The organism is Candidatus Gromoviella agglomerans, from assembly GCF_021065005.1.
Classification (GTDB): Bacteria; Pseudomonadota; Alphaproteobacteria; order CAJXXZ01.
Genome location: NZ_CP069247.1, coordinates 474,176 through 495,297 on the forward strand (window position 1 = coordinate 474,176; position 21,122 = coordinate 495,297).

The 21,122-nt window shown below is 33.5% G+C and carries 14 protein-coding genes, 2 tRNA genes and 1 rRNA gene; 9 read left to right on the plus strand and 8 right to left on the minus strand.

Annotated features, from left to right (window positions below; genetic code table 11):
- The first annotated feature begins 19 nt into the window (after positions 1 to 19).
- A 16S ribosomal RNA gene (locus tag Gromo_RS02080) occupies positions 20 to 1,501 on the plus strand.
- Positions 1,502 to 1,902: 401 nt separating this feature from the next.
- On the opposite strand, the gene Gromo_RS02085 is transcribed toward Gromo_RS02080, so the two are convergent.
- On the minus strand, positions 1,903 to 3,048 hold the full coding sequence (locus Gromo_RS02085; RefSeq protein ID WP_231158811.1) for a cysteine desulfurase family protein: 1,146 nt from the start codon (positions 3,046 to 3,048) through the stop codon (positions 1,903 to 1,905).
- Positions 3,049 to 3,299: 251 nt separating this feature from the next.
- On the opposite strand from Gromo_RS02085, the gene Gromo_RS02090 reads away from it, so the two are divergent.
- Positions 3,300 to 4,517, plus strand: coding sequence for an IscS subfamily cysteine desulfurase (locus tag Gromo_RS02090; protein WP_231158812.1), 1,218 nt, complete (start codon positions 3,300 to 3,302; stop codon positions 4,515 to 4,517).
- A gap of 83 nt (positions 4,518 to 4,600) precedes the next feature.
- Here Gromo_RS02090 and Gromo_RS02095 read toward each other — a convergent pair whose 3' ends face one another.
- The 3 genes from Gromo_RS02095 to secG form a co-directional block, all read right to left on the minus strand.
- The gene (locus Gromo_RS02095) at positions 4,601 to 6,136 is read right to left on the minus strand and encodes a lysine--tRNA ligase (protein WP_231158813.1); all 1,536 of its coding nucleotides are present in this window, start codon (positions 6,134 to 6,136) and stop codon (positions 4,601 to 4,603) included.
- 318 nt (positions 6,137 to 6,454) lie between these two features.
- The gene (locus Gromo_RS02100) at positions 6,455 to 7,942 is read right to left on the minus strand and encodes a M17 family metallopeptidase (RefSeq protein ID WP_231158814.1); all 1,488 of its coding nucleotides are present in this window, start codon (positions 7,940 to 7,942) and stop codon (positions 6,455 to 6,457) included.
- A gap of 63 nt (positions 7,943 to 8,005) precedes the next feature.
- Positions 8,006 to 8,284 (minus strand): preprotein translocase subunit SecG, encoded by a 279-nt coding sequence (gene secG, locus Gromo_RS02105; protein WP_274381149.1) that lies wholly within the window; start codon positions 8,282 to 8,284, stop codon positions 8,006 to 8,008.
- Positions 8,285 to 8,394: 110 nt separating this feature from the next.
- Here secG and Gromo_RS02110 point away from each other — a divergent pair.
- The 4 genes from Gromo_RS02110 to Gromo_RS02125 all read left to right on the plus strand — a co-directional run bounded on the left by Gromo_RS02110 (position 8,395) and on the right by Gromo_RS02125 (position 10,965).
- Positions 8,395 to 8,469: transfer RNA gene (locus Gromo_RS02110), tRNA-Val, on the plus strand.
- A gap of 76 nt (positions 8,470 to 8,545) precedes the next feature.
- Complete coding sequence (ndk, locus tag Gromo_RS02115) at positions 8,546 to 8,965, plus strand: nucleoside-diphosphate kinase (protein WP_231158816.1); 420 nt, start codon at positions 8,546 to 8,548, stop codon at positions 8,963 to 8,965.
- Positions 8,966 to 9,034: 69 nt separating this feature from the next.
- Positions 9,035 to 9,880 carry a tRNA (adenosine(37)-N6)-dimethylallyltransferase MiaA gene (gene miaA, locus Gromo_RS02120; RefSeq protein WP_231158817.1) on the plus strand — a complete coding sequence of 282 codons (846 nt, stop codon included), beginning with the start codon at positions 9,035 to 9,037 and terminating at the stop codon, positions 9,878 to 9,880.
- Between the two features lie 101 nt (positions 9,881 to 9,981).
- Positions 9,982 to 10,965 (plus strand): HemK/PrmC family methyltransferase, encoded by a 984-nt coding sequence (locus Gromo_RS02125; RefSeq protein WP_231158818.1) that lies wholly within the window; start codon positions 9,982 to 9,984, stop codon positions 10,963 to 10,965.
- Positions 10,966 to 11,283: 318 nt separating this feature from the next.
- On the opposite strand, the gene Gromo_RS02130 is transcribed toward Gromo_RS02125, so the two are convergent.
- The 3 genes from Gromo_RS02130 to radA all read right to left on the minus strand — a co-directional run bounded on the left by Gromo_RS02130 (position 11,284) and on the right by radA (position 13,653).
- Positions 11,284 to 11,354 (minus strand) — tRNA-Gln (locus tag Gromo_RS02130).
- Between the two features lie 157 nt (positions 11,355 to 11,511).
- Complete coding sequence (locus Gromo_RS02135; protein WP_231158819.1) at positions 11,512 to 12,201, minus strand: hypothetical protein; 690 nt, start codon at positions 12,199 to 12,201, stop codon at positions 11,512 to 11,514.
- A 105-nt stretch (positions 12,202 to 12,306) separates the two neighbouring features.
- Positions 12,307 to 13,653 carry a DNA repair protein RadA gene (gene radA, locus Gromo_RS02140; RefSeq protein WP_231158820.1) on the minus strand — a complete coding sequence of 449 codons (1,347 nt, stop codon included), beginning with the start codon at positions 13,651 to 13,653 and terminating at the stop codon, positions 12,307 to 12,309.
- A 142-nt stretch (positions 13,654 to 13,795) separates the two neighbouring features.
- Between radA and Gromo_RS02145 the strand changes: the two genes are divergently transcribed.
- The 3 genes from Gromo_RS02145 to lipA all read left to right on the plus strand — a co-directional run bounded on the left by Gromo_RS02145 (position 13,796) and on the right by lipA (position 18,471).
- Complete coding sequence (locus Gromo_RS02145; protein WP_231158821.1) at positions 13,796 to 14,989, plus strand: MFS transporter; 1,194 nt, start codon at positions 13,796 to 13,798, stop codon at positions 14,987 to 14,989.
- Positions 14,990 to 15,119: 130 nt separating this feature from the next.
- Positions 15,120 to 17,258: a V-type H(+)-translocating pyrophosphatase gene (locus Gromo_RS02150; protein ID WP_231158822.1), complete on the plus strand. Its 2,139-nt coding sequence runs from the start codon at positions 15,120 to 15,122 to the stop codon at positions 17,256 to 17,258.
- Positions 17,259 to 17,544: 286 nt separating this feature from the next.
- On the plus strand, positions 17,545 to 18,471 hold the full coding sequence (gene lipA, locus Gromo_RS02155; protein ID WP_231158823.1) for a lipoyl synthase: 927 nt from the start codon (positions 17,545 to 17,547) through the stop codon (positions 18,469 to 18,471).
- A 173-nt stretch (positions 18,472 to 18,644) separates the two neighbouring features.
- Here the strand turns inward: lipA and Gromo_RS02160 are convergent, their stop codons facing one another.
- A complete protein-coding gene (locus Gromo_RS02160) occupies positions 18,645 to 20,906 on the minus strand; it encodes an NAD-glutamate dehydrogenase domain-containing protein (RefSeq protein WP_231158824.1) in 2,262 nt (753 codons plus the stop codon).
- Between the last annotated feature and the right edge of the window lie 216 nt (positions 20,907 to 21,122).

Below are 21,122 nucleotides of genomic sequence, written 5' to 3' on the forward strand. Positions count from 1 at the left end.
TCTTGATCCTGAGTCAATTTAATATAAGAGTTTGATCCTAGCTCAGAACGAACGCTGGCGGCACGCTTAACACATGCAAGTCGAACGAAGTATGGTAATTTCGGTTACTGTGCTTAGTGGCGGACGGGTGAGTAACGCGTAGGAACCTACCCCTAGGTACGGAATAGCTTTGAGAAATTGGAGGTAATACCGTATATTCTTGAGAAAGGAAAGATTTATCGCCTGGGGATGGGCCTGCGTCAGATTAGGTAGTTGGTAGGGTAATGGCCTACCAAGCCCGAGATCTGTAGCTGGTTTGAGAGGATGATCAGCCACACTGGGATTGAGATACGGCCCAGACTCCTACGGGAGGCAGCAGTGGGGAATATTGGACAATGGGGGAAACCCTGATCCAGCGATGCCGCGTGAATGAAGAAGGCCTTCGGGTTGTAAAGTTCTTTTATTCGTGATGATATAGACAGTAACGAAAGAAAAAGCTCCGGCTAACTTCGTGCCAGCAGCCGCGGTAATACGAAGGGAGCTAGCGTTGTTCGGAATTATTGGGCGTAAAGGGTGCGTAGGCGGCCTTGTAAGTAGTGTGTAAAATCCCTGGGCTTAACCTTGGGCTAGCGCACTATACTGCTTGGCTAGAAGATGGTAGAGGAAAATGGAATTCTTGGTGGAGAGGTGAAATTCGTAGATATCAGGAAGAACGTCAGAGGCGAAGGCGATTTTCTGGGCCATTATTGACGCTGAGGCACGAAAGCGTGGGGAGCAAACAGGATTAGATACCCTGGTAGTCCACGCTGTAAACGATGAATGCTATGTGTCGGGAGTTTTGCTCTCGGTGCTGAAGCTAACGCAATAAGCATTCCGCCTGGGGACTACGATCGCAAGATTAAAACTCAAAGGAATTGACGGGGGCCTGCACAAGTGGTGGAGCATGTTGTTTAATTCGATACTACGCGAAAAAACTTACCTACTCTTGACATCTCGGTGACCCACCCTAATAGGTGGGGTGTTACTTGTAACATCCGAAGACAGGTGTTGCATGGCTGTCGTCAGCTCGTGCCGTGAGGTGTTGGGTTAAGTCCCGCAACGAGCGAAACCCCCTTCCCGTGTTGCCAGCATTTAGTTGGGTACTTTCGGGATACTGCCGGTGCTAAGCCGGAGGAAGGAGGGGACGATGTCAAGTCATCATGGCCCTTACGAGTAGGGCTACAAACGTGCTACAATGGCAGCTACAATGGGTTAATCCATAAAGGCTGTCTCAGTTCGGATTATCTTCTGCAACTCGAAGATATGAAGTCGGAATCACTAGTAATCGTGGATAAGTATGCCACGGTGAATACGTAAACAGGCCTTGTACACACCGCCCGTCAAGTCATGGGAGTCGGTTGGACCTTAAGCCGATTGGGTTAACCACCTTTGGTGGGGACTTTCGAATAAGGTTTGGTTGATGACTGAGGCTAAGTCGTAACAAGGTAGCCGTAGGGGAACCTGCGGCTGGATCACCTCCTTTTTCTGCGCTGGCCTTTTCTCTATTTTTTTCTCTTTTCTTGTGTTTTGCACTGATTTGTTTGTTTCTTTTTGTGTTTCATAATTTTATATTGTTCGAATTATTATTCGTTTTTGATTACTTCCTCTACTAAGCCAAACGAATGGCAGATCATGGCCATCACGAAGGCGTACAGGTGTCGCAATGGCAGCTACAATGCGTTAATTAATATTGTTCTGTGGATTTTTATCAATAATATCATGCAATAGCCAGTGATCTTTCGAATTTCATGTAATAAAATCAAATTGATGCAATAAATGGAATGAACGAACAATGGGTTATATATAGGTTTTATGAGTAACATGGGGAAATTCTCATGCATAATAGCCAGTGATCTTTCACAATGAATGAAATTTACTCATATACTAAATTGAATTCTTAATCTCCTTCCATAAATCTGCTGCAGTTATTAATTCTTCGAGTTTTGTGCAAAATCCCATGCTGAATCGCACTCCGGATCGGTATGTTTGTTCATTTACGCAAACACTTTTCATAAAATTTTCGCAAAAATATCTTGTTTTGTAGCACGCAGATCCAGCGCTAACTGATATTCCACGCATGTCAAACATCATAACTTGTTCAGATTGGTCTATTTCAGGCATGATGCAGTATGTTGTATTTGGTATTCTTTCAGTATTTTCTCCCAATATAATTGCTCCGTTGCTTTTTAAGATTGTTTCAAATTTTTCTCTCATTTCTGTGTATTTTTTTGATTCTATAGGTAAATTTTCACGCGCAATCGCCACTGATCTTTCAAATCCGATTATTAATGGCACAGCAGGAGTACCTGGTTTTAGTGAATTCTCCATCTTGCCAAACATTAACGAAGAGCAATTCTGAATTTTACTTGATTTTATTAATGCTCCTACGCCGATTATTCCGCCAGATTTGAGAGAAGATACTGACATCATATCAAATTCCATTTTGCGAAATGATATATCCATTTTTCCTATTGATTGTACACCGTCTGTATGAAATATTCCGTTATATTTATGAGTAAGATTTATCGCTTCTTTTATATTCTTTGTTATAATTCCTGTCTCATTATTAGCCACCATTATTGATACAAAACTCACAGAAGAATTTTTTAGCAAATTTTCTAATTGATTCAAATCAACTTCGCCGTTTATTATTTGTACAGTTTTGTGATCATGAATTGTATTCAGAACCGATTCGTGCTCTGTTGCTCCAAAAATGTATTGAGTTACATGATTTTTCATGCCCAATATTGCGATATTATTTGCTTCTGATGCTCCGCTTGTGAAATATATTTCATTTGGAGAACAATCTATACATTCAGCAAGGTTTTCTTTGCAGAGATTCAGTATCGATTTCATTTCTCGTCCATGAAAATGTGCTGCGAAAGGGTTCCCATATAATGAGAACATATCTTGCACAACAGATAATATTTCCGGTCTTACTAGAGACATTGCATTATAGTCTAAGTATATATTTTTTGAATTTGTTATATTTGATAGATAAGTTTCTACAGATTTTAAAATTTCTTTCATTTAAGAAAATTGCAGATTACATTGAATTATATTTTTTTTTTTAATTTTGTCATTAGTGAGATTTTATATGATAAGAAAATATAAATTGTTGATATTGATTTTAGTCATTTTGTTTTGTTATATTGAAGAAATTACTGATGGGACTTGCAATTTACTTTTAGATACGACTCATCAATTCAATTGACTTTATTACGTATCTTCTATTTACTGAATAAAGGTATTAAACTCAGTTGAACTGTATAAATTTGATTATGAATAGAATTTATTTGGATTATCAATCTACTACTCCATGCGATAAAAGGGTCGTTGAAAAAATGATTCCTTATTTTTATGAAAAGTTTGGGAATCCCCATTCTAATACTCATTCATTTGGATGGGAAGCTAGCGAAGCCGTAGAGAATGCTAGACAACAAGTGGCGAATATTATAAAAGCTAACCCTAAAGATATAATATTTACTAGTGGAGCAACAGAATCTAATAATTTAGCAATTAAAGGTTTATGTAATATTCTTGCTAAAAGTGGAAAAAAGCATATTATAACTTCGACAATTGATCATAAATGTGTTATAGAGACTTGTCGTTACATGCAATTAGATCATGGATTTGAAATAACCTACTTGCATGTAGATAAAAACGGATTTATTGATCCAGTTGATATAAAAAATGCAATCAAAAGCACTACTGCGATGGTTTCAATTATTGCGGCTAATAATGAAGTTGGAGTCATTCAGAAAATAAGAGAAATAGGGGCAATATGTAGAGAAAATGAAGTGATTTTTCATACAGATGCCGCTCAAGCTATAGGAAATATCGAAATTGATGTTAATGAGATGAATATTGATATGATGAGTATTTCTTCTCATAAAATATATGGGCCGAAAGGTATAGGTGCATTATATGTTAATCGTGGGAATTCTTCGATTCGTCTGCGACCTATAATCAATGGAGGAGGGCAAGAATATGGAATTAGATCTGGTACTCTTTCAACTCCGTTGTGTGTTGGATTTGGAGAAGCATGTAGCCTTGCTAAGGCTGAAATGAAAGAGAATGTTGAAAGAATTCTAAAATTGCGAAATATTTTGCTAGATAAAATAACTTCTTCTTTGGAGGAAGTTTATGTAAATGGTGATTTAATAGAGAGATTACCTGGAAATCTTAATGTGAGTTTTGCGTGTGTCGAAGGAGAAGCATTGATGATGGGATTAAAGGAATTTGCAATATCATCAGGTTCCGCTTGTACATCTGCTTCTCTTGAACCTTCATATGTCTTGAAGGCTATAGGTGTTGCGGAAGAATTGTCGCATACCTCTCTTAGGATTAGTATCGGAAGGTATACCACTATTGATGAAATTAATGTTTTTGCTGAAAGGTTGATATATGAAGTCAATCGTTTGAGAAATATGAGTCCTTTGTGGGAAATGATAAAAGAAGGAGTGGATATAAAATCTATAAAATGGGGATCGCATTGAATTTGTTGACGGACAGCCTCTATACGAGTGAAAAATGTATTTGTTGGTTTTAGATTGACAATTGAAGATTTGGAATATCGAAATTACTTATTCAGTCTGGTTTTCATGAGTTGAGTAAAGTTTTTAGCTCCGTATAATTCGATGAAATTGCCTATTCTAGGGCCGCTATTCTGGCCGAGTATGACCTGGTATATGGTCTTGAACCATTCTGCAAGTTCTATATTATGTTTTTTTCCTGTTTCATAAGCGATGTGTTGAAATTTTGCAGCATCATCGTTCTCATTTCTTTCTAGTTCATTCATTAGATCGATTAATGCTGTTTGCTCAATTTTGTTTGGTGATCTGTAAATTTTTTGACCAGAGATAAATTTTTCTGTGTAAAGTAAAGCGCATGAAAGAATTTCGTCGAGGAGTGGATGATCTATATTTTCGATGTATTTGTCAATATACTTTTTCAGTATATTTATGTCGTTGGCATTACATGCGTTAATTAAATTTAATAAGAGTGAGAAATTCAGCCCTCTGGCCTTATACTTAGGAGGATTTCCCCCATGTACATGCCAAATTGGATTGTTAAATTTTTTATACATATCATCTGAATTTTCGCTGATTTCTTCGAGAAGTTTTAGGTATTCATCGACGATAGTTGGAATAATTTCAAAGGAAAGTTTTTTTGCTCGCTGAGGAGATTTGAATATAAGGTATATAAGGCTAAATTTAGGTGCGTATCTAAGCCACTCTTCTACAGACACTCCATTTCCTTTTGATTTTGATATTTTTGCTCCATTATTATCGAGAAAATGCTCGCATAACAGACCAATTGGAGGATTTTTTCCTAAAATTTTACACACTTTACTTGATAATTCATATGAATCTATTAAATCTTTGCCATACATTTCGAAATCTACTTCAAACGCACACCATCTCATCGCCCAATCTATTTTCCACTGAACTTTGCAATTTCCATTAAGGACAGAAATCTCTTTTTCTACCCCATCTTCATCGCAAAAAATGATAGTTCCTGTCGTTTCATTGCATCGAACTTTAACTTGTAGTACTTTGCCGGTTGTGGGTGAGATTGGAAGAAATGGACTATAAGTTGATCTGCGCTCTTCTCCTAATGTTGGGGATATAATGTCTATGATCTGTTGGTGATGGTGCAATATTTGTAATAAAACATCGTTAAACATTCCAGATCTGTATGTTTCTGTAGAACTTATAAACTGAACTTCAATTGAGAAATTTGCTAAGAAATCTATTAACATTGCATTGTTGTGGTGAGCAAAACTTTCATATTTTTCAAAAGGATCTGGAACAGATGTCAAAGGCTTGCCAATATACTTTGATAAAATTTCCTGATTTGGAACGTTTTCTGGTATCTTTCTTAATGCATCCATGTCGTCGGAGAATGAGATTAATTTGACTCTCATATCTTTGTTAAGAAACCGTATAGCATTAAACACCATCCAAGTTCTAGCAATTTCGCTTAAAGTCCCCATATGAGGTAATCCAGAAGGTCCATATCCAGTTTCGAGTAATATTGAAGATTTTCCTTGTCTTTCATTGAGGATTCGAATTGCTTCTCGAAATGGCCAGGCAGTTAATAAATCTTGATTCACTGAATGTAAAATTGCATTTTATTAGATAAAATCTACTGAGTCAATTTCTCTTTTATAAGATAATCAATATAAGTTTGTGATAAATACATTTGATAATATTATTTTTAGGTAAATCAATTTTATAAATTCACATATCATGAAATGATTTTGCTGATTCTTTTAGAAGATTTAATCTTTATAATTTTTTTTAACTCATCTATTGCTAGATTATTATCGCTTATACAAGATGTTTCATCTTAGCTTTGTTCAATATAATATTTTAATTATGGTTGTGTATAGTGAAATTTTTGTTACAGTTTGGCACAATTTGATGTGTATTTATAATATCTGATTGTTGATCCAGTTATATAAAGATCTAACTCCAAATCCAGTTGCTTGATCTGATTTGTATGATACTCCTGCTATGTCGAGGTGTATCCATGATGTTGAGGATTTTATAAATCTCTGCAAAAATTTTGCAGCCGTGATGCTACCAGCTCCTTTATATCCTTTGGAGATATTTCTCACATCTGCAATTTTGCTGTTTATGACTTTATCATAAGCATCGTCCATGGGTAGAGGCCAAAATTTCTCTTTTGATTCTTTTGCAATTTTCAAAAATTCTTGAGAAAATTCTTCGTCATTTGAGAATAATCCTGCATATTCTGATCCGAAAGTTGTTACAATTGCTCCGGTTAGAGTTGCTAAATCAATTACTTTGCGTGAGTTGTAGATATCCTGAACATACCATAATATATCTGCAAGTATTAAGCGGCCTTCTGCATCTGTGTTTAAAATTTCAATTGTTTTCCCTGACATTGAAGATATTACATCTGATGGTTTTAGAGCTGAGCTAGATGGCATATTTTCTGCCAGTCCAATTACTCCTATTGTATTTATATTAAGATCATTTTTAGCAATATTAAACATTGTTGCTACGACGACTGCTGATCCTGACATATCAAACTTCATATCTTCCATATCTTGTGATGGTTTTATAGATATTCCTCCAGAATCGAAAGTTACTCCTTTACCAAGTATAGACACAGGATCGTTCGTTCCGTTATTCCATTCCATAATTACAGCACAAGGCTTGTGTTGACTCCCTTTACCGACAGAGTATAGAGCATGCATATTTAATCTTTGTAATTCTTCGTGATTGATTATAGTGACCTTCATCTTAGTTGATTTAAATATGTTCTTTACTAATGAAGCGTATGCAATTGGATATAGTGTATTTGGTGAGTAATTACTCAAAGTCTTAGAAATGCAAATCGAAAGTATGATATTATACTCATTTTGCCAATTTTGGTTGCAATTATAAAATTTGAATTCCCATTGACGAAGGTTATTCTTTTTGTATTTTACAAAATTGTAGCTATGAGAAATCAAGCTAGACATGATAAGAATTCTATTCTCTTCATCTAAGCTGTCAAGAAGAAAATGTACAGTTGAATGATTTTCAAATTTATGCAATAAGTTTGATGATAATAGGTCAATATCTGGCTTAGACAATTCTCTTGATCCTAATGAGAATATTACTAACTTAATTCCGGTTGGCATAAAAAAAGATATATTATCGCCTGTTTTTACAAATTGAAGCTTGTTTAGAAATTCAAAAGAGAATTCTCCTAATTTATTCTTGAGAGATTCAAATCGATGTAATGAATTTAACTCTATTCGTCCATTATCATCTGTATTAACAGGTATACATATAGTATCATTAATTGAAAAACTTACGAAATCTGAGTTATCAAAACTTGCTTTAGCGATAGAAAAGTCATCAAAAATACTTAAATCACTATCATTACAAAATTCTTTATCCATTCAAATCTCCACAAATTCACGAATAGCTAAATTGTAATTGAAATGAACCAATATGTCTAATAATCAAGAAGAGATATCAATATTTTTTTGAGTAACAGGTACATCATTTGTCTCATTTGCGATGATCGATTTTGATTTCATGATAATTGCAAGAGACATGGCAACTATCATAAAAATAGCCCCGCAAATACCAGTAATTTTGGTCATTATATTTGAAGCTTCTCTATATCTTGTTTCTCGAGTAGAAGAAGTTCCCAAAGAACCAGAGCTTTGTTGTAAAAGTATGAGCATGATCAGTAAAATGCAAACTATCACGTAGAGAGTTATAAAAAATAAATACATCAAAAGATCAAAAAGGTCTACATGAGGATGACAAAATTTTACTTCAATATCAAGAGTAAAATCGATTTGTTTATTGAATCAATTCAATAATTGTGACACAATCAGTTCATGGACGTATAGCTCAGCGGTAGAGCATTACAGTGACATTGTAAGGGTCACAGGTTCAATCCCTGTTACGTTCACCACTTTTTTTATTATTTTTTTTATATATATACGTTAAATTATGTATAATATAGTAATTTTATTGTTAAAATTATAGTTATGAAGACTTTATCAATCATCAAGCCACATGCTGTGAAGAGTAATTTATCTGGTGCAATAAATTCATATATAGAAAAAGCTGGATTTTCAATAATTGCTCAAAAGATGATACATATGGATGTAAAGCAAGCTGAGGCATTTTATGCTGTTCACAGAGATAAGCAATTTTTTTATGATCTCTGTAAAATAATGAGTGATGGTCCTTGCATTGTTCAAGTGCTTACTTCATCAAAATATGATGATGTGATCAAAGCTTACAGAGATTTAATGGGATCAACAAATCCTCAAAATGCATCTCCTGGCACTTTGCGTAATGTGTTCGGAGAATCAATTGATTTTAATGCTGTTCATGGTTCTGATTCTCATGAAAATGCTATAACAGAAGTGAGTTTTTTCTTTAAAAGCAACGAAATATTTTAGTAATCAGTTTGATTTTAGATTGATTATATTTTTTATAAATGCGATATTGCTTCAAAAAGAGCGGATCTTATGAGGGAAGTTATAGTAATAGGAGGCCCAACTGCGTCAGGAAAATCAAAGCTAGCGATCGAATACGCTCTTCGGTTTGGTGGAGAGATTATAAATGCTGATCGAATGCAGATGTATGAAGATTTGAGGATTTTATCAGCTTCTCCTCTCGACGAGGATTTGAATTACGTTCCTCATCATCTATACAATTTTGCAAGTCCTTTTGATGATATGAATGTTAGGCAGTGGCTTGATTTAGTGCACTATAAAATTCGAGAAATAATTTCTCGAGGGAGATTGCCAATTGTCGTAGGTGGGACAGGAATGTATATTTATTCTTTGGTAAATGGGTTGGTTGATATTCCTGATATTGGGGTTGATGAATCGCTTTTTGGTCTCGAAATAACGGAGTTGAAGAAAATTTTGAAAGATATAGATATTATTGCTGCGCAATCTATTGATTGCAATAACAGGCATAGAGTGATTAGAGCTATACAAGTTATGCGATCAAGTGGTCGAAGTATTATGTCTTATACAAATAATATTCCATATCCGTACTACAAATTTTTTTGCATTTTTGTGACAAGACCATTTGAGAGGTTGAAAAAAAATATAAGTTCAAGACTTGCTGAGATGTCTGAGTTAAAAAGAGAAATGCAAGATTTTTTAAAAAAAATGGGAGATAAAGAAAATTGTGCGCCAATATGGCGTATGATTGGAGCAAATACAGTGAGAAATTTTGCTAATGAAGAGATTTCATTTCAAGAGATGATGACTGCTGTTACGTTTGATACAGTGCGTTATGCTAAGCGTCAGATCACTTGGTTTAGAAACAAATTTGTTGCGGATTACATTATATGTTGCTGACTACATTATGCTTGTGGTGAACGTGGTGGATATTGTATTACATGACGAATGAGTTTTGAGATTAGTGGTATAATCGATTTGAAATTTATTGAATTTGCTTCATGACTATAGCGGAATTTATGAATAACGCTTTGAAGATGTTAAAAGACGCTTATTTGCAAAGATGTGTTGTTATTTCAAATCAAGACCTTCAAATTGAAGTGGAACAGCTTTTAATTCACTATCTAGACATTCGTTTTAGTGAGATTTTTGCTCATAAAGAAGATCAAATTACGAATGAAGATGAAATTAAATTGTTTGCTCTATTGAGCAAAATGGGTGAAGGCATGCCTTTATCAAAGATTTTAAATAGGAAATATTTTTGGAATCATTATTTTTATGTCAATGAGCATGTCCTTGATCCGAGACAAGAAAGTGAGTTGTTGGTAGAAAAATCAATTTCTCTCTTACATGGTAGGTCTGAAGTTAGAATATTGGATTTAGGTACTGGTTCTGGGTGTTTGTCTTTGAGTATTTTAGATGAAATTGAGAATGCAATATGTATTGGTGTAGATATCTCACTTGAAGCACTGAATGTTGCATTTTTTAATGCAGCTAGATTAAATTTACTTGACAGATTGTTATTAATTCATGGAGATTGGTTCGATTTTTATGACGAATATCAGTTAAGGAGCTTTGATTACTATAATAGATTTGTTGAAGATTTTAACAAATTTATGAGGAAGGATGGTCAGTTTTATTTTCACAATGACTTTAGTATGCCAGTAATCAATTACTATGAAGTTTTTGATGTTATAGTTGCCAATCCTCCTTACATTTCACATGATGATGATATAGATTCAAGTGCCTTATATGATCCGAGCGTTGCATTGTTTGCTCAGAAAAATGGAATTGCAAATTATGAAATAATTATTGAATCTGCTCATTTGTATCTCAAAAAAGGAGGATTTTTGCTCTTGGAAATTGGTCATAAGCAATTAAATGCAGTTAAGAAGATTATTGAATCAAATTTGGAAATGTTATATGTTGAATGTCTTGTGGATTATGCTGGCTATCAACGTGTTGTGATTGCAAAAAGATGTTGATTCTTTTACATTTTGAAAATATCAATTTGAATTATTTTATCAAAATTTTTGGTATTTTTCTGTGTGGATGTAAAAATCTGTACGAAAATCAAACAATTTATGTTGAATGAACTGTGAAAACTTGATGAAGATCGATGAGTCTTGCAGTTAAGTTTGAAAAACTATTGCAATTGACTCTGTATGATCGAATTGTATCTTCTGTTAATGCGTGTATGAATCTTTGATTACATGATATATATTATCTCCAGAGCTAAAGTTTAAGTGTACTGGTCTGTTAGAAACCAAATTTTCATAAAGTCATTGTAATAAAAAGCAAAGCTGGGGTGCTAGGATTCGAACCCAGGATGGCGGGACCAAAACCCGCTGCCTTACCGCTTGGCTACACCCCAACTCCAAAAGTGTAGCATGTCGCTTACTCAATATCCATAGTTCATAGTTTAAAATTTTGACGATCGTATGATTAAAATTTTTTTCATTTTATAATGATAATTTCAAATATTGCTCATGGATATGTATACATTCTCTTATATGTTGTTGATAGTTTTATCATGTAATTATGCAGTTTTGTCTAAGGAAGGGGATAGATATTGGTGAATTTTGCCTAATTGATTCATTATTTATTATGTTAGCAATTTCCACTGCTGTATTGAAAGATCTATCTATGCGACTTGAAATGAAGTCTACTGTACTATCGCTTGCGGATACTCCGTAATCTCTGAATAGTTTTCGAATTACCATTTGCAATACTTTATCTGAGGGAATTGGGATATCCATTGAGCAAGTTGAATTTATTCTAGATAACAGATCTTTGAGCCCAAAATTTGTACTATAAATAGTTGTGTCTGTTAAAATTAGGAGTTTTTTCGTAGATGATATGATGTAGTTATAAAAATGTAGCATCTTTTCTTCAAATTCCTTAATATATAGTGAATTGTTTAAGAAAATTTCCTGAATATTATCCAAAATATAAGCGTCTGCGTTGCTGGAGTATAATTTATCTATTGGGGAATCACAAAATTCAGTGAAAGATATTAATTTAGTTATTTTAAATTTTGATGCCCATATTTTTGATAAATGTGTTTTCCCTGATGATTTTATTCCAGATAACAGGATTATGTTTGTGTTTGTTGAATCGATCCATTCAAGAACATGATGATTGCTTTCATCTGTAAAAAATGAATCCCTTGTGAAGTTTGGTTCAAAAGTGAGATCAAAAAAATTTTGAGCAAAATTCATTCATTTGTTTGGGTGATATGCTCAGATTATAGATCAATGATCTATGAATTTAAATGTTATGAGTAGTAAATCAATTAATTTATGCGTTTATTTTTTATTACTACTTTATTTTTGATTTGACTTTACGAAATTTTTTTGAAACTGTGTCAGAAATTCGTTCATATTTTTTACATAAAAAATATTTATTTTTTTTATTGATTCAACTGGAATATCGAGGTTTTTTGCATATGGCATAATGATATTTTTAAATCCTATATTTATTGCTTCAGTGACTCTTCGTGCTTGTTGAGTTACTTGTCTTATTTCTCCAGCTAATCCGATTTCTCCAAAAATTATCCAATCTCTTGAGATTTTTGCTTGCTTTTTTGATGAAATTAACGCGGTAGCAATTGCTAAATCGGCAGCTGGTTCTGATATTTTCAACCCTCCAGCCATATTTACATATATGTCATGAGAATTTAAATCGATTTGGCATATTGATTCTAATACTGCGATTATTGTGTTGACTCTGTTTACTTCCCATCCAACTACAGATCTTCTTGGGTTTTGAAAGTTCGTTTTAGAAACGAGTGCTTGTACTTCGATTAATATAGGTCTTTCTCCTTCTATGCTAGGGAATATGCATGTGCCATTACCTTCATGTGCTTCTGTTAGGAATAATGTTGAGGGATTCTTTATCTCCTTGAGGCCCGTATGATGCATTTCAAATATTCCAGTTTCAGATGTAGATCCAAATCTGTTTTTCATTGATCTTAGAAGTCTATAAGAACCAAAATGTTCCATATACAGAACTGCATCAACCATGTGCTCGAGGAGTTTTGGTCCTGCGATCATTCCGTCTTTAGTGACATGTCCAACTAAAATGAATGTAATGTTTTCTGATTTTGCGAAATTCATAATTTCTTGAGTACACGAACGAATTTGATTCACACTACCTGGAACTGAGTCAACATTATTCATTTTCATTGTATGAATGGAATCTATAATTACTAATTTTATGTTGGTGTTTACTATAGATGTTGTGATAGATGCTACATCAGTGATTGCTCCGATGTGAACGTTCGAGTTTGAGATTCCTAATCTTTTTGCGCGTAAACATATTTGTTCTACGGATTCTTCTCCTGATATATAAGCAACATCATTGGTCATTCCTGATGCTAAATGGAGTAAGAGAGTTGATTTTCCGATTCCTGGATCTCCTCCGATGAGAAGAATTGACCCAGAGACAATTCCACCTCCACAAACTCTGTTGAACTCATCATAGCTAGTGATCATCCTTTCTGATAAATTAATTGTGCTATTTAATGTAGTGAATTCTAACTTTTTATCGCTTTGAAGAGATGATTTTTTTGTCATTTCTATTGAATTCCACTCTTTGCATTCGGAGCATTGCCCGTTCCATTTTGAGTGAATTGACCCGCATTTTATGCATGCAAATTTTGACTCCTTCATTGAATGATTATTAACGTTTTGTTTATATAATAAATTTATTTAAAACATAATCAATTGCATAATACTGAAAAAGATTATCAATATATTTATTGATTAAAATAATATTCAGCTGTAAAATCCTCGGTATTTCTTACTTATTTTTATGCAATTTGTGAGATATTTTGCCCTTATTTGTTCGTCGATATTCTATGGATATCAGTATATTATAAGGGTTTTGCCGTCAGTCATATCTGATGTGTTAAAGTATGATTTTTGCTTATCTGATAGTGCTTTGGGCCAATTTTCAGGAATATATTACATAGGTTATACTTTATCGCATATTCCATTTGGAATTCTCATAGATAGAATAGGATTGAAGATTGTGCTTGTTACTAGTGTTATTTTGTCTTTTTTGGGCTTGATACCTATATTATTTTCTGATTCTTGGACTATGATTTTACTTGGTAGGTTTTTATCTGGATTTGGTTCGTCTGGAGCAATTCTTGCAATGCTAAAAGTTTTGAATGTTTATTTTTCTTCTTCTTTCTCAAAACTTCTTGGGATTGCAGCTACTTTTGGCCTTTCTTGTGCTGTTTTCGGAGGCAAGCCACTTGTCTTACTAATGCAGCATGTTGGTATCGATAAGTTAATTGGCTTGATTATAATATTTGGCCTTTGCCTTAGTTTATTATGCATAATGATACAGGATACTGATAAAACTTCTCTTAAAAATTCTATGGTGAAAGACTTGAAGAATGTTGTATTTAACAAAAATATTGCAATTTTGTGTTTTTTTGGAGGACTTATGATGGGGCCTTTAGAAGGATTTGCGGATATGTGGGGTGTGGAATTTTTTATGAAATTTTATAGAATTAATAAAGCTGATGCGGCTTTCTTGGGATCTCTTATATTTCTAGGTATGGGATTGGGTGGTCCATTAGTTGGTTATGTTACTGATAAATTTGGTAATTTTAATAGGATAATTGCGATCTGTGGTTCTGTTATCACTTTATCATTTACAGCACTTTTTTTCAAAATTAATAGTTTGTTGATTGTTGGAGTATTGATGTTATTATCTGGAATAGCTTCTGCATATCAAATTCCTCTTATAACTAGTACTTTAGCTCATGCTAAAAAAAGTTCTTTGGGGGCTGCGTATACAAATATGGTGGTGATGATGTTTGGTTATGTATTTCATACCTTGATTAGTGGAATTGCTGAGGCTACTAACTCTATGGGTGATGTTGCATCTGCTGTTATTTCTATATCGTCAATTCCTATTTTATCTTTCATAGGATGTATGGGATTTTTCTTAATAAAGAATGAAAAGAATAGTGAGTTTGATAAGTCTCATTAGGGCTGTGTTGTTTTTTGTATAAGACTGATTGACCATAAGCAAAGATCACTGCGTTAGATTTTATTCACAAAAATCTTGCAATTTTTTTATATTTTTGTCAACAATCTGCAATGTTATTTTGAATAAGTTTATGACCTTAATTCCGGAGCAGTTTGGATTTTTCTCTTCTTTACCTGATAAGTGTATTTTTTTTCTAGTGTTCTGCTCATTTTTAGCATTATTCTATGCCGTTTTTATGACAAAAAGAGTGATAAAAAATGTGCAAATAGATATGAGGATTAGGACTATTTTTGAAGCTATAAAAAGTGGAGCAGAATCATTTTTGCGCCGTCAGTATAGATCGATATTCTTAGTATTTATCATTCTTGAGATATTGTTTTTCCCATTTTGGAAGTGGTATGGAGCTTTCGGATTCTTTCTTGGATCATTTTTATCCGGACTATGTGGATATGTCGGAATGTCTTGTTCAGTTAGGGCGAATGTTCGGACTGCTATAGCAGCCCAAAATGGGTTGTCTAGTGCGTTTTCAGTTGCTTTTGGTGGAGGTTCTATTACTGGTTTTCTTGTTGTGGGATTGGGATTATTTGGATTGCTGGGATGCTATTTCGTCGTTCAAATGTTTACAGGTAAGGCTACAGAATTGATAAAATGTTTCATATCTTTCGCTTTTGGAGCATCGCTAATATCGATTTTTGCAAAACTAGGTGGAGGAATTTTTACAAAAGCGGCAGATGTTGGAGCTGATTTGGTTGGCAAAATTGACTCTAATCTAGAAGAAGATGATGCAAGAAATCCAGCTGTTATAGCAGATAATGTTGGTGATAATGTTGGTGATTGTGCTGGTATGGCTGGAGATATGTTTCAAACATATGTTGCTACGATTATTGGGACTATATATCTTGCTTATTGTATTTTTTCTCAAGAAGACTACCTTGTGATGTTTTTTTATACACTAGCTATATCAGGAGTTTCTATTCCTGCATGCATTATTGGATGTATGATGTTTAAAGTTAAAAGCGGAGACAATATAATGAATAAGATGTATAAAATCTTATTTCTATCTGCTTTTCTCTCCATGATGGGAATGGTTTTAGTTACATGCTATTTCTTAAATGTTGATTCATCATTATATATGAGTGATAACATCGATTGTGTGAAATTATTGCAATGTTGCTTTATAGGTTTATTAACAGGAGTTTCTATATTTGGAATTACTCATTACTATACAGATTCTTCTTACAGACCTGTGAAAAGTATATCTAATTCTTATATTAGTGGTGCTGGAACTGGTATTATTCAGGGAATTGGAATGGGCTTGGAAGCGTGTGGATTACCAGCTTTAGTAATTGCGATTAGCATTCTCTTATCATATATTAGCTATGGATTGGTAGGGATTGGAATTGCATCTGTTGCTATGTTATCGATATCTGCGACGGTAATAGCTATGGACGCATACGGACCAATTACAGATAATGCTGGAGGTATTGCAGAAATGTCATCTATGGGCGAGTCTGTTAGGGCTATTACTGATGAGATGGATGCAATTGGTAATACTACTAAAGCTGTAACAAAAGGTTATGCTGTTGCGTCGTCTCTATTTGCTGGAGTAGTTTTATTTAGCGCTTTTGTTGAATCTATTAAGATCTTTCGAGTGAATGATAGCATTGATGATGCTAGTGTTGTAAGTACAATATTCTTGGTAGGTGCGATTGTAGGTGCGATTGTAGTATGTTTATTTAGTTCTATGAGCATGATTTCTGTTAGTAAAGTCGGAAGAGTAATTGTGCTCGAAGTTAAACGGCAATTTGCGAATGGTAAAATTATGTCTGGTGAAGCAAAACCTGATTATTCTGCGGCAGTTGATATTTTGACTAAAGAGTCGATTAAGGAGATGATCATGCCCTCCATGCTGATTTTTACTCCGTTGCTGTTGTATGTTGTGCTAACCAATTGCTTACCTTGTTTTTTCTCATTTGATTTTTGTAGTATGCAATTTCTATCTGGGTTGATGATAGGGGCAACACTTGTTGGATTTGTTCTATCTATTTTTATGACATCAAGTGGTGGAGCATTTGATAATGCAAAAAAACATATTAAGAGTGGGCGATTTTTATATGATAATAGATTGATTAGCTTCTCAGATCTACATAATGCATCTGTTATTGGTGATATAATTGGTGATCCGATGAAAGATACATCTGGTCCAAGTATAAATCCTATGGTAAAAGCTTTGAGTATATTGTGCTTAATGATTGTGCTATTCCTTTAAAATTTTTCTAAAATATAGATAATGTAGTTCATACAGTGTCTAATATCTTATTTCTATATGAATGTTGATATAATAGTGAGTTTATATAAAACTCCTTTACGAAACATAATATAAAATCTTCATATTGGTGAGTGGTTTTTTGTTTTGGTATATTCTTCTACATTATATTCAATTTTTTTGGTGAATTTAATATTCATTAATTGAATTGAAATTATGACTACACTTAAAAGTGCTTTCTAAATTTTTATATTCGAATTATCATCTAGTATAAGTTTTATATAATACTATGCCAGATTGGATAAAGGTTTCAGTAAATTCTATTAACAATGTAGATGTTAAACCAAAATGGCTGAAGGTTCAGGCTCCTACATCAAAAGAATACGCTGATGTTAAATCTATGGTGAAGGATTTGAATATACATACAGTTTGTCAAGAAGCTGCTTGCCCAAATATAGGTGAATGCTGGAAGAATCGCCATGCTGCTTTCATGATTTTAGGAGATACTTGCACTAGAGCATGTTCGTTCTGTAATGTAAAAAAAGGGGTGCCAAATGCTGTTGATGAAAATGAGCCGCAAAATATTGCTAAGGCAGTTGGTGATTTGTGTCTTAAACATGTAGTTATTACTTCAGTTGATAGAGATGATTTACCAGATGGAGGTGCTCAGCATTTTGTTAATGTTATAGACGCAATCCGCAAATCTTCTTTTGAGACTACGATCGAAATTTTGGTTCCAGATTTTCTGAAAAAAGATGGAGCTATGGAGAAAGTTGTCGCAGCAAAGCCAGATGTTTTTAATCATAATATCGAAACTGTTCCAAGATTGTACAAAAAAGTTCGTCCTATTGCTAAATATTTTCATTCTCTAAATTTGTTGTACATGGCGAAAAAGCTTGATCCATCTATCTTTACTAAATCTGGTCTTATGGTTGGTTTGGGCGAAGAAGATGAAGAGATATATCAAGTAATGGATGATTTGCGAAGTGCTAATGTAGATTTTCTTACAATAGGGCAGTATCTTCAGCCAAGTCCACGGCACCACCCAGTTATTAGGTATGCGACAATGAGTGATTTTGATCGTTATAAAAAAGTAGCAACTGCAAAGGGTTTTATGATGATATCTTGTTCACCATTGACTAGATCTTCCTATCATGCTGATGAGGATTTTGCTAAATTGAGAGCAATGCGTAGCTCGCGATCTGAATTTTCTTGATTGCGAAAAGCTAAATAGAATTAACATTCAGCCATAACTCACTCCCATTTCTAGTGCGATATTTTTGGTATCAATAATCTAGATTCTGTATACTATTAACATTCACGACATCTCATGATGATTAAAGTTTTTTGGTACTCCTACAAATATCTATCAATTTCATATCTCATTCTTTATACAATTATATCAAAATTTTTCAATTTACTTTCCCCTTCTTCTATCGTGATTGTACCTTCGATCACATCTGTTAAGATGTCGAGAATGAGCTTCTGTGTGGAATAGATAATTCCTGATTTTTCTTTTACTCTTCCTACTAATGTTTTGTTTTGCTCAAGCTTTTTGTTTAAGAAGGAAGTTCGAAGATTATAGTACATTACAAGAACGAATAAACAGAAAAGGTTTTTAGAATCTATATTCATATTGACAATTTCTTCGATTTTTGCAATTTTTTCAATGTTTTTTATAAAATCACTTGAGAAATTCTTTTGTATTAATATGCTTATAGCTACACTGCCCATTGAATATATGAGTAAATTAAGAAAAGTTGTGATTCCTATATGTTTTTTGAGTAAATGATTTGAAATCAATTTTGAGAAATTTTCGCACAACTCTTTTGGAAAGTAATCATTTACGTAGTTATCATATAGTTCATGTGGAAATTGATAATTCATTAGTCTTTTCTTTAAATAATGAGTTCTTAAGCTCATTAATTCGCATATTTCCGGCCTTGTTAAATCAATTCCTGAAGAAAAATTCTCACTTAATGCTTCTTGAGATTTTAAAAATTTGATCAATTCCACATATTCATTTTTCAATTCAGTTTGGCTTAGTATAAGATCATGCAAAACTCCGATATTTCTGTGTTGATTCTCTACTAATATCATTTGTACAACTTCAGTCTCTAAGTGTCTTATTAACGTATTTCTTTCTTCAATTCCTAAAGAGCTAAACAAAATTTTCAAATTAACTTCATGATCTGAGCAATTTACTCCTGAAAAATTGTCCACAGCATCAGTGTTGAGCGAAATACCATTTTTTGCTGCTTCAATTCTTGATTGCATTGTCATTGCCAAGTTTGCGCCTTCTGATATTACTTTTACTCTAAGTTGATTTGCGTCGATTCTCATTAAATCTCGATCATTATCAAATGCATCACGATTGGATTCATGAGATGCTTTTACAAAAGTACCGATTCCTCCGAAAAACAACAAATCAGATTTGCCTTTCAGAATATACTTTACCAGTTCGTAACCTGAACACTCATTAACTGTTATTTCAAATAAATTTTTAATTTCTTGACTTAAAGATATTGATGCATCGGAGATTTTGAAGATTCCTCCTCCAGATGATATTTTTGATTGATCATAATCCTTCCATGAAAGTGTATTTTTGAATAATCGACTTCTTTCGCAAAATGCTTTATTTGTATCGGGATTTGGATCTATAAAAATATGAGAATGACTAAATGCGGCGATTAATCTTATATTATTTAGCAAAATCATTGCATTACCGAATACATCTCCTGACATTCCGCCAACTCCGATTACTGTAATTTCGTTGTAGTCTATATTTAGGTTGGCGAAATGATGTTTTGTAGCAACAAGTGTTCCAAGAGATGTTATCCCTATTTTTTTATGATCATATCCATTTGATCCTCCAGATGCAAAAGCATCTTCAAGCCAAAAGTTGTACTCTTTTGAAATATTATTTGCATGATCGGAGAACGAGGCCGTTCCTTTATCTGCAGCAACGACTAGATATGAGTCGTGAATCCCATCTAAGCTTTTTACGGATTCTGCAAATAACATTTCTCCATTTTTTATGTTATCTGTAATTTCGAGCAACCCTCGAATAAACGTATCGTAAGCTTTTAATCCAGTGGCTGGAGTTGAATTTTGAGATTTATCTATGAAACAGCCTTTGGCTCCTGAAGGAATAATTGTCACGTTTTTTTGAATTTGCGCATTTACGAGACCCATTACTTCAACAGGATAATCATTTTCTCTATGTGACCATCTAATTCCTCCTCTTGATATTAAGTCTCCTCTCATATGAATCCCTTCGACTGTATCAGAGTATATGATCGTTTCGAACTTCAATTTGCTACCATTTCTTGCTATATTGCTATCTAATTTTAATACTATAAATTCTTGAGATGATGGTCTGAAAAAATTCGTTCTGACTGTTGCAATCATTACTCGCTCAAGTATCTGAAATATGATTAGGTCATTTCCTGTTAATGAAGAAGTTTCAAGTATCGAGCTTAGTTGATTATCAGAAAAATCATCATTTGGATCGAATCTTTTTACGAAACTGTTTGCGAATTCTGTTATAATATTCTCATTTCTTTCAAATGTGTTTATAATTTGAGTATAATCAAATTGACGAAGAGCTTTGGCTATATAGGTTGCATAGGCTAAAAACACCATCTTCATAGAATGAATATTATAGCAGTGAATCTGTTTTGTTGCGATATTCAAAAATTTAAAATTCATCTAAAAAACTATTTATTTGTGAGAAGAATAATGTCAACTTTATAATAAAGCAATGTTGAATATGTATAAAAGTTTTCCAGTAATTAACTGCAGTTTTCATGTTTGATTTGTAATGCCTAATTAAAATAATCTTTTGTTTAAATTAATTTATGTTCT

What these genes read in the sequence shown, in the direction of transcription:
- radA (WP_231158820.1), bottom strand. Translation starts at nt 13,653, where the DNA reads ATGAAGGAGTCAAAATTTGCATGCATAAAATGCGGGTCAATTCACTCA.
- Gromo_RS02085 (WP_231158811.1), bottom strand. Translation starts at nt 3,048, where the DNA reads ATGAAAGAAATTTTAAAATCTGTAGAAACTTATCTATCAAATATAACA.
- Gromo_RS02150 (WP_231158822.1), top strand. Translation starts at nt 15,120, where the DNA reads ATGACCTTAATTCCGGAGCAGTTTGGATTTTTCTCTTCTTTACCTGAT.
- miaA (WP_231158817.1), top strand. Translation starts at nt 9,035, where the DNA reads ATGAGGGAAGTTATAGTAATAGGAGGCCCAACTGCGTCAGGAAAATCA.
- Gromo_RS02125 (WP_231158818.1), top strand. Translation starts at nt 9,982, where the DNA reads ATGACTATAGCGGAATTTATGAATAACGCTTTGAAGATGTTAAAAGAC.
- Gromo_RS02135 (WP_231158819.1), bottom strand. Translation starts at nt 12,201, where the DNA reads ATGAATTTTGCTCAAAATTTTTTTGATCTCACTTTTGAACCAAACTTC.
- Gromo_RS02100 (WP_231158814.1), bottom strand. Translation starts at nt 7,942, where the DNA reads ATGGATAAAGAATTTTGTAATGATAGTGATTTAAGTATTTTTGATGAC.
- Gromo_RS02090 (WP_231158812.1), top strand. Translation starts at nt 3,300, where the DNA reads ATGAATAGAATTTATTTGGATTATCAATCTACTACTCCATGCGATAAA.
- Gromo_RS02160 (WP_231158824.1), bottom strand. Translation starts at nt 20,906, where the DNA reads ATGAAGATGGTGTTTTTAGCCTATGCAACCTATATAGCCAAAGCTCTT.
- lipA (WP_231158823.1), top strand. Translation starts at nt 17,545, where the DNA reads ATGCCAGATTGGATAAAGGTTTCAGTAAATTCTATTAACAATGTAGAT.
- ndk (WP_231158816.1), top strand. Translation starts at nt 8,546, where the DNA reads ATGAAGACTTTATCAATCATCAAGCCACATGCTGTGAAGAGTAATTTA.
- secG (WP_274381149.1), bottom strand. Translation starts at nt 8,284, where the DNA reads ATGTATTTATTTTTTATAACTCTCTACGTGATAGTTTGCATTTTACTG.
- Gromo_RS02145 (WP_231158821.1), top strand. Translation starts at nt 13,796, where the DNA reads ATGCAATTTGTGAGATATTTTGCCCTTATTTGTTCGTCGATATTCTAT.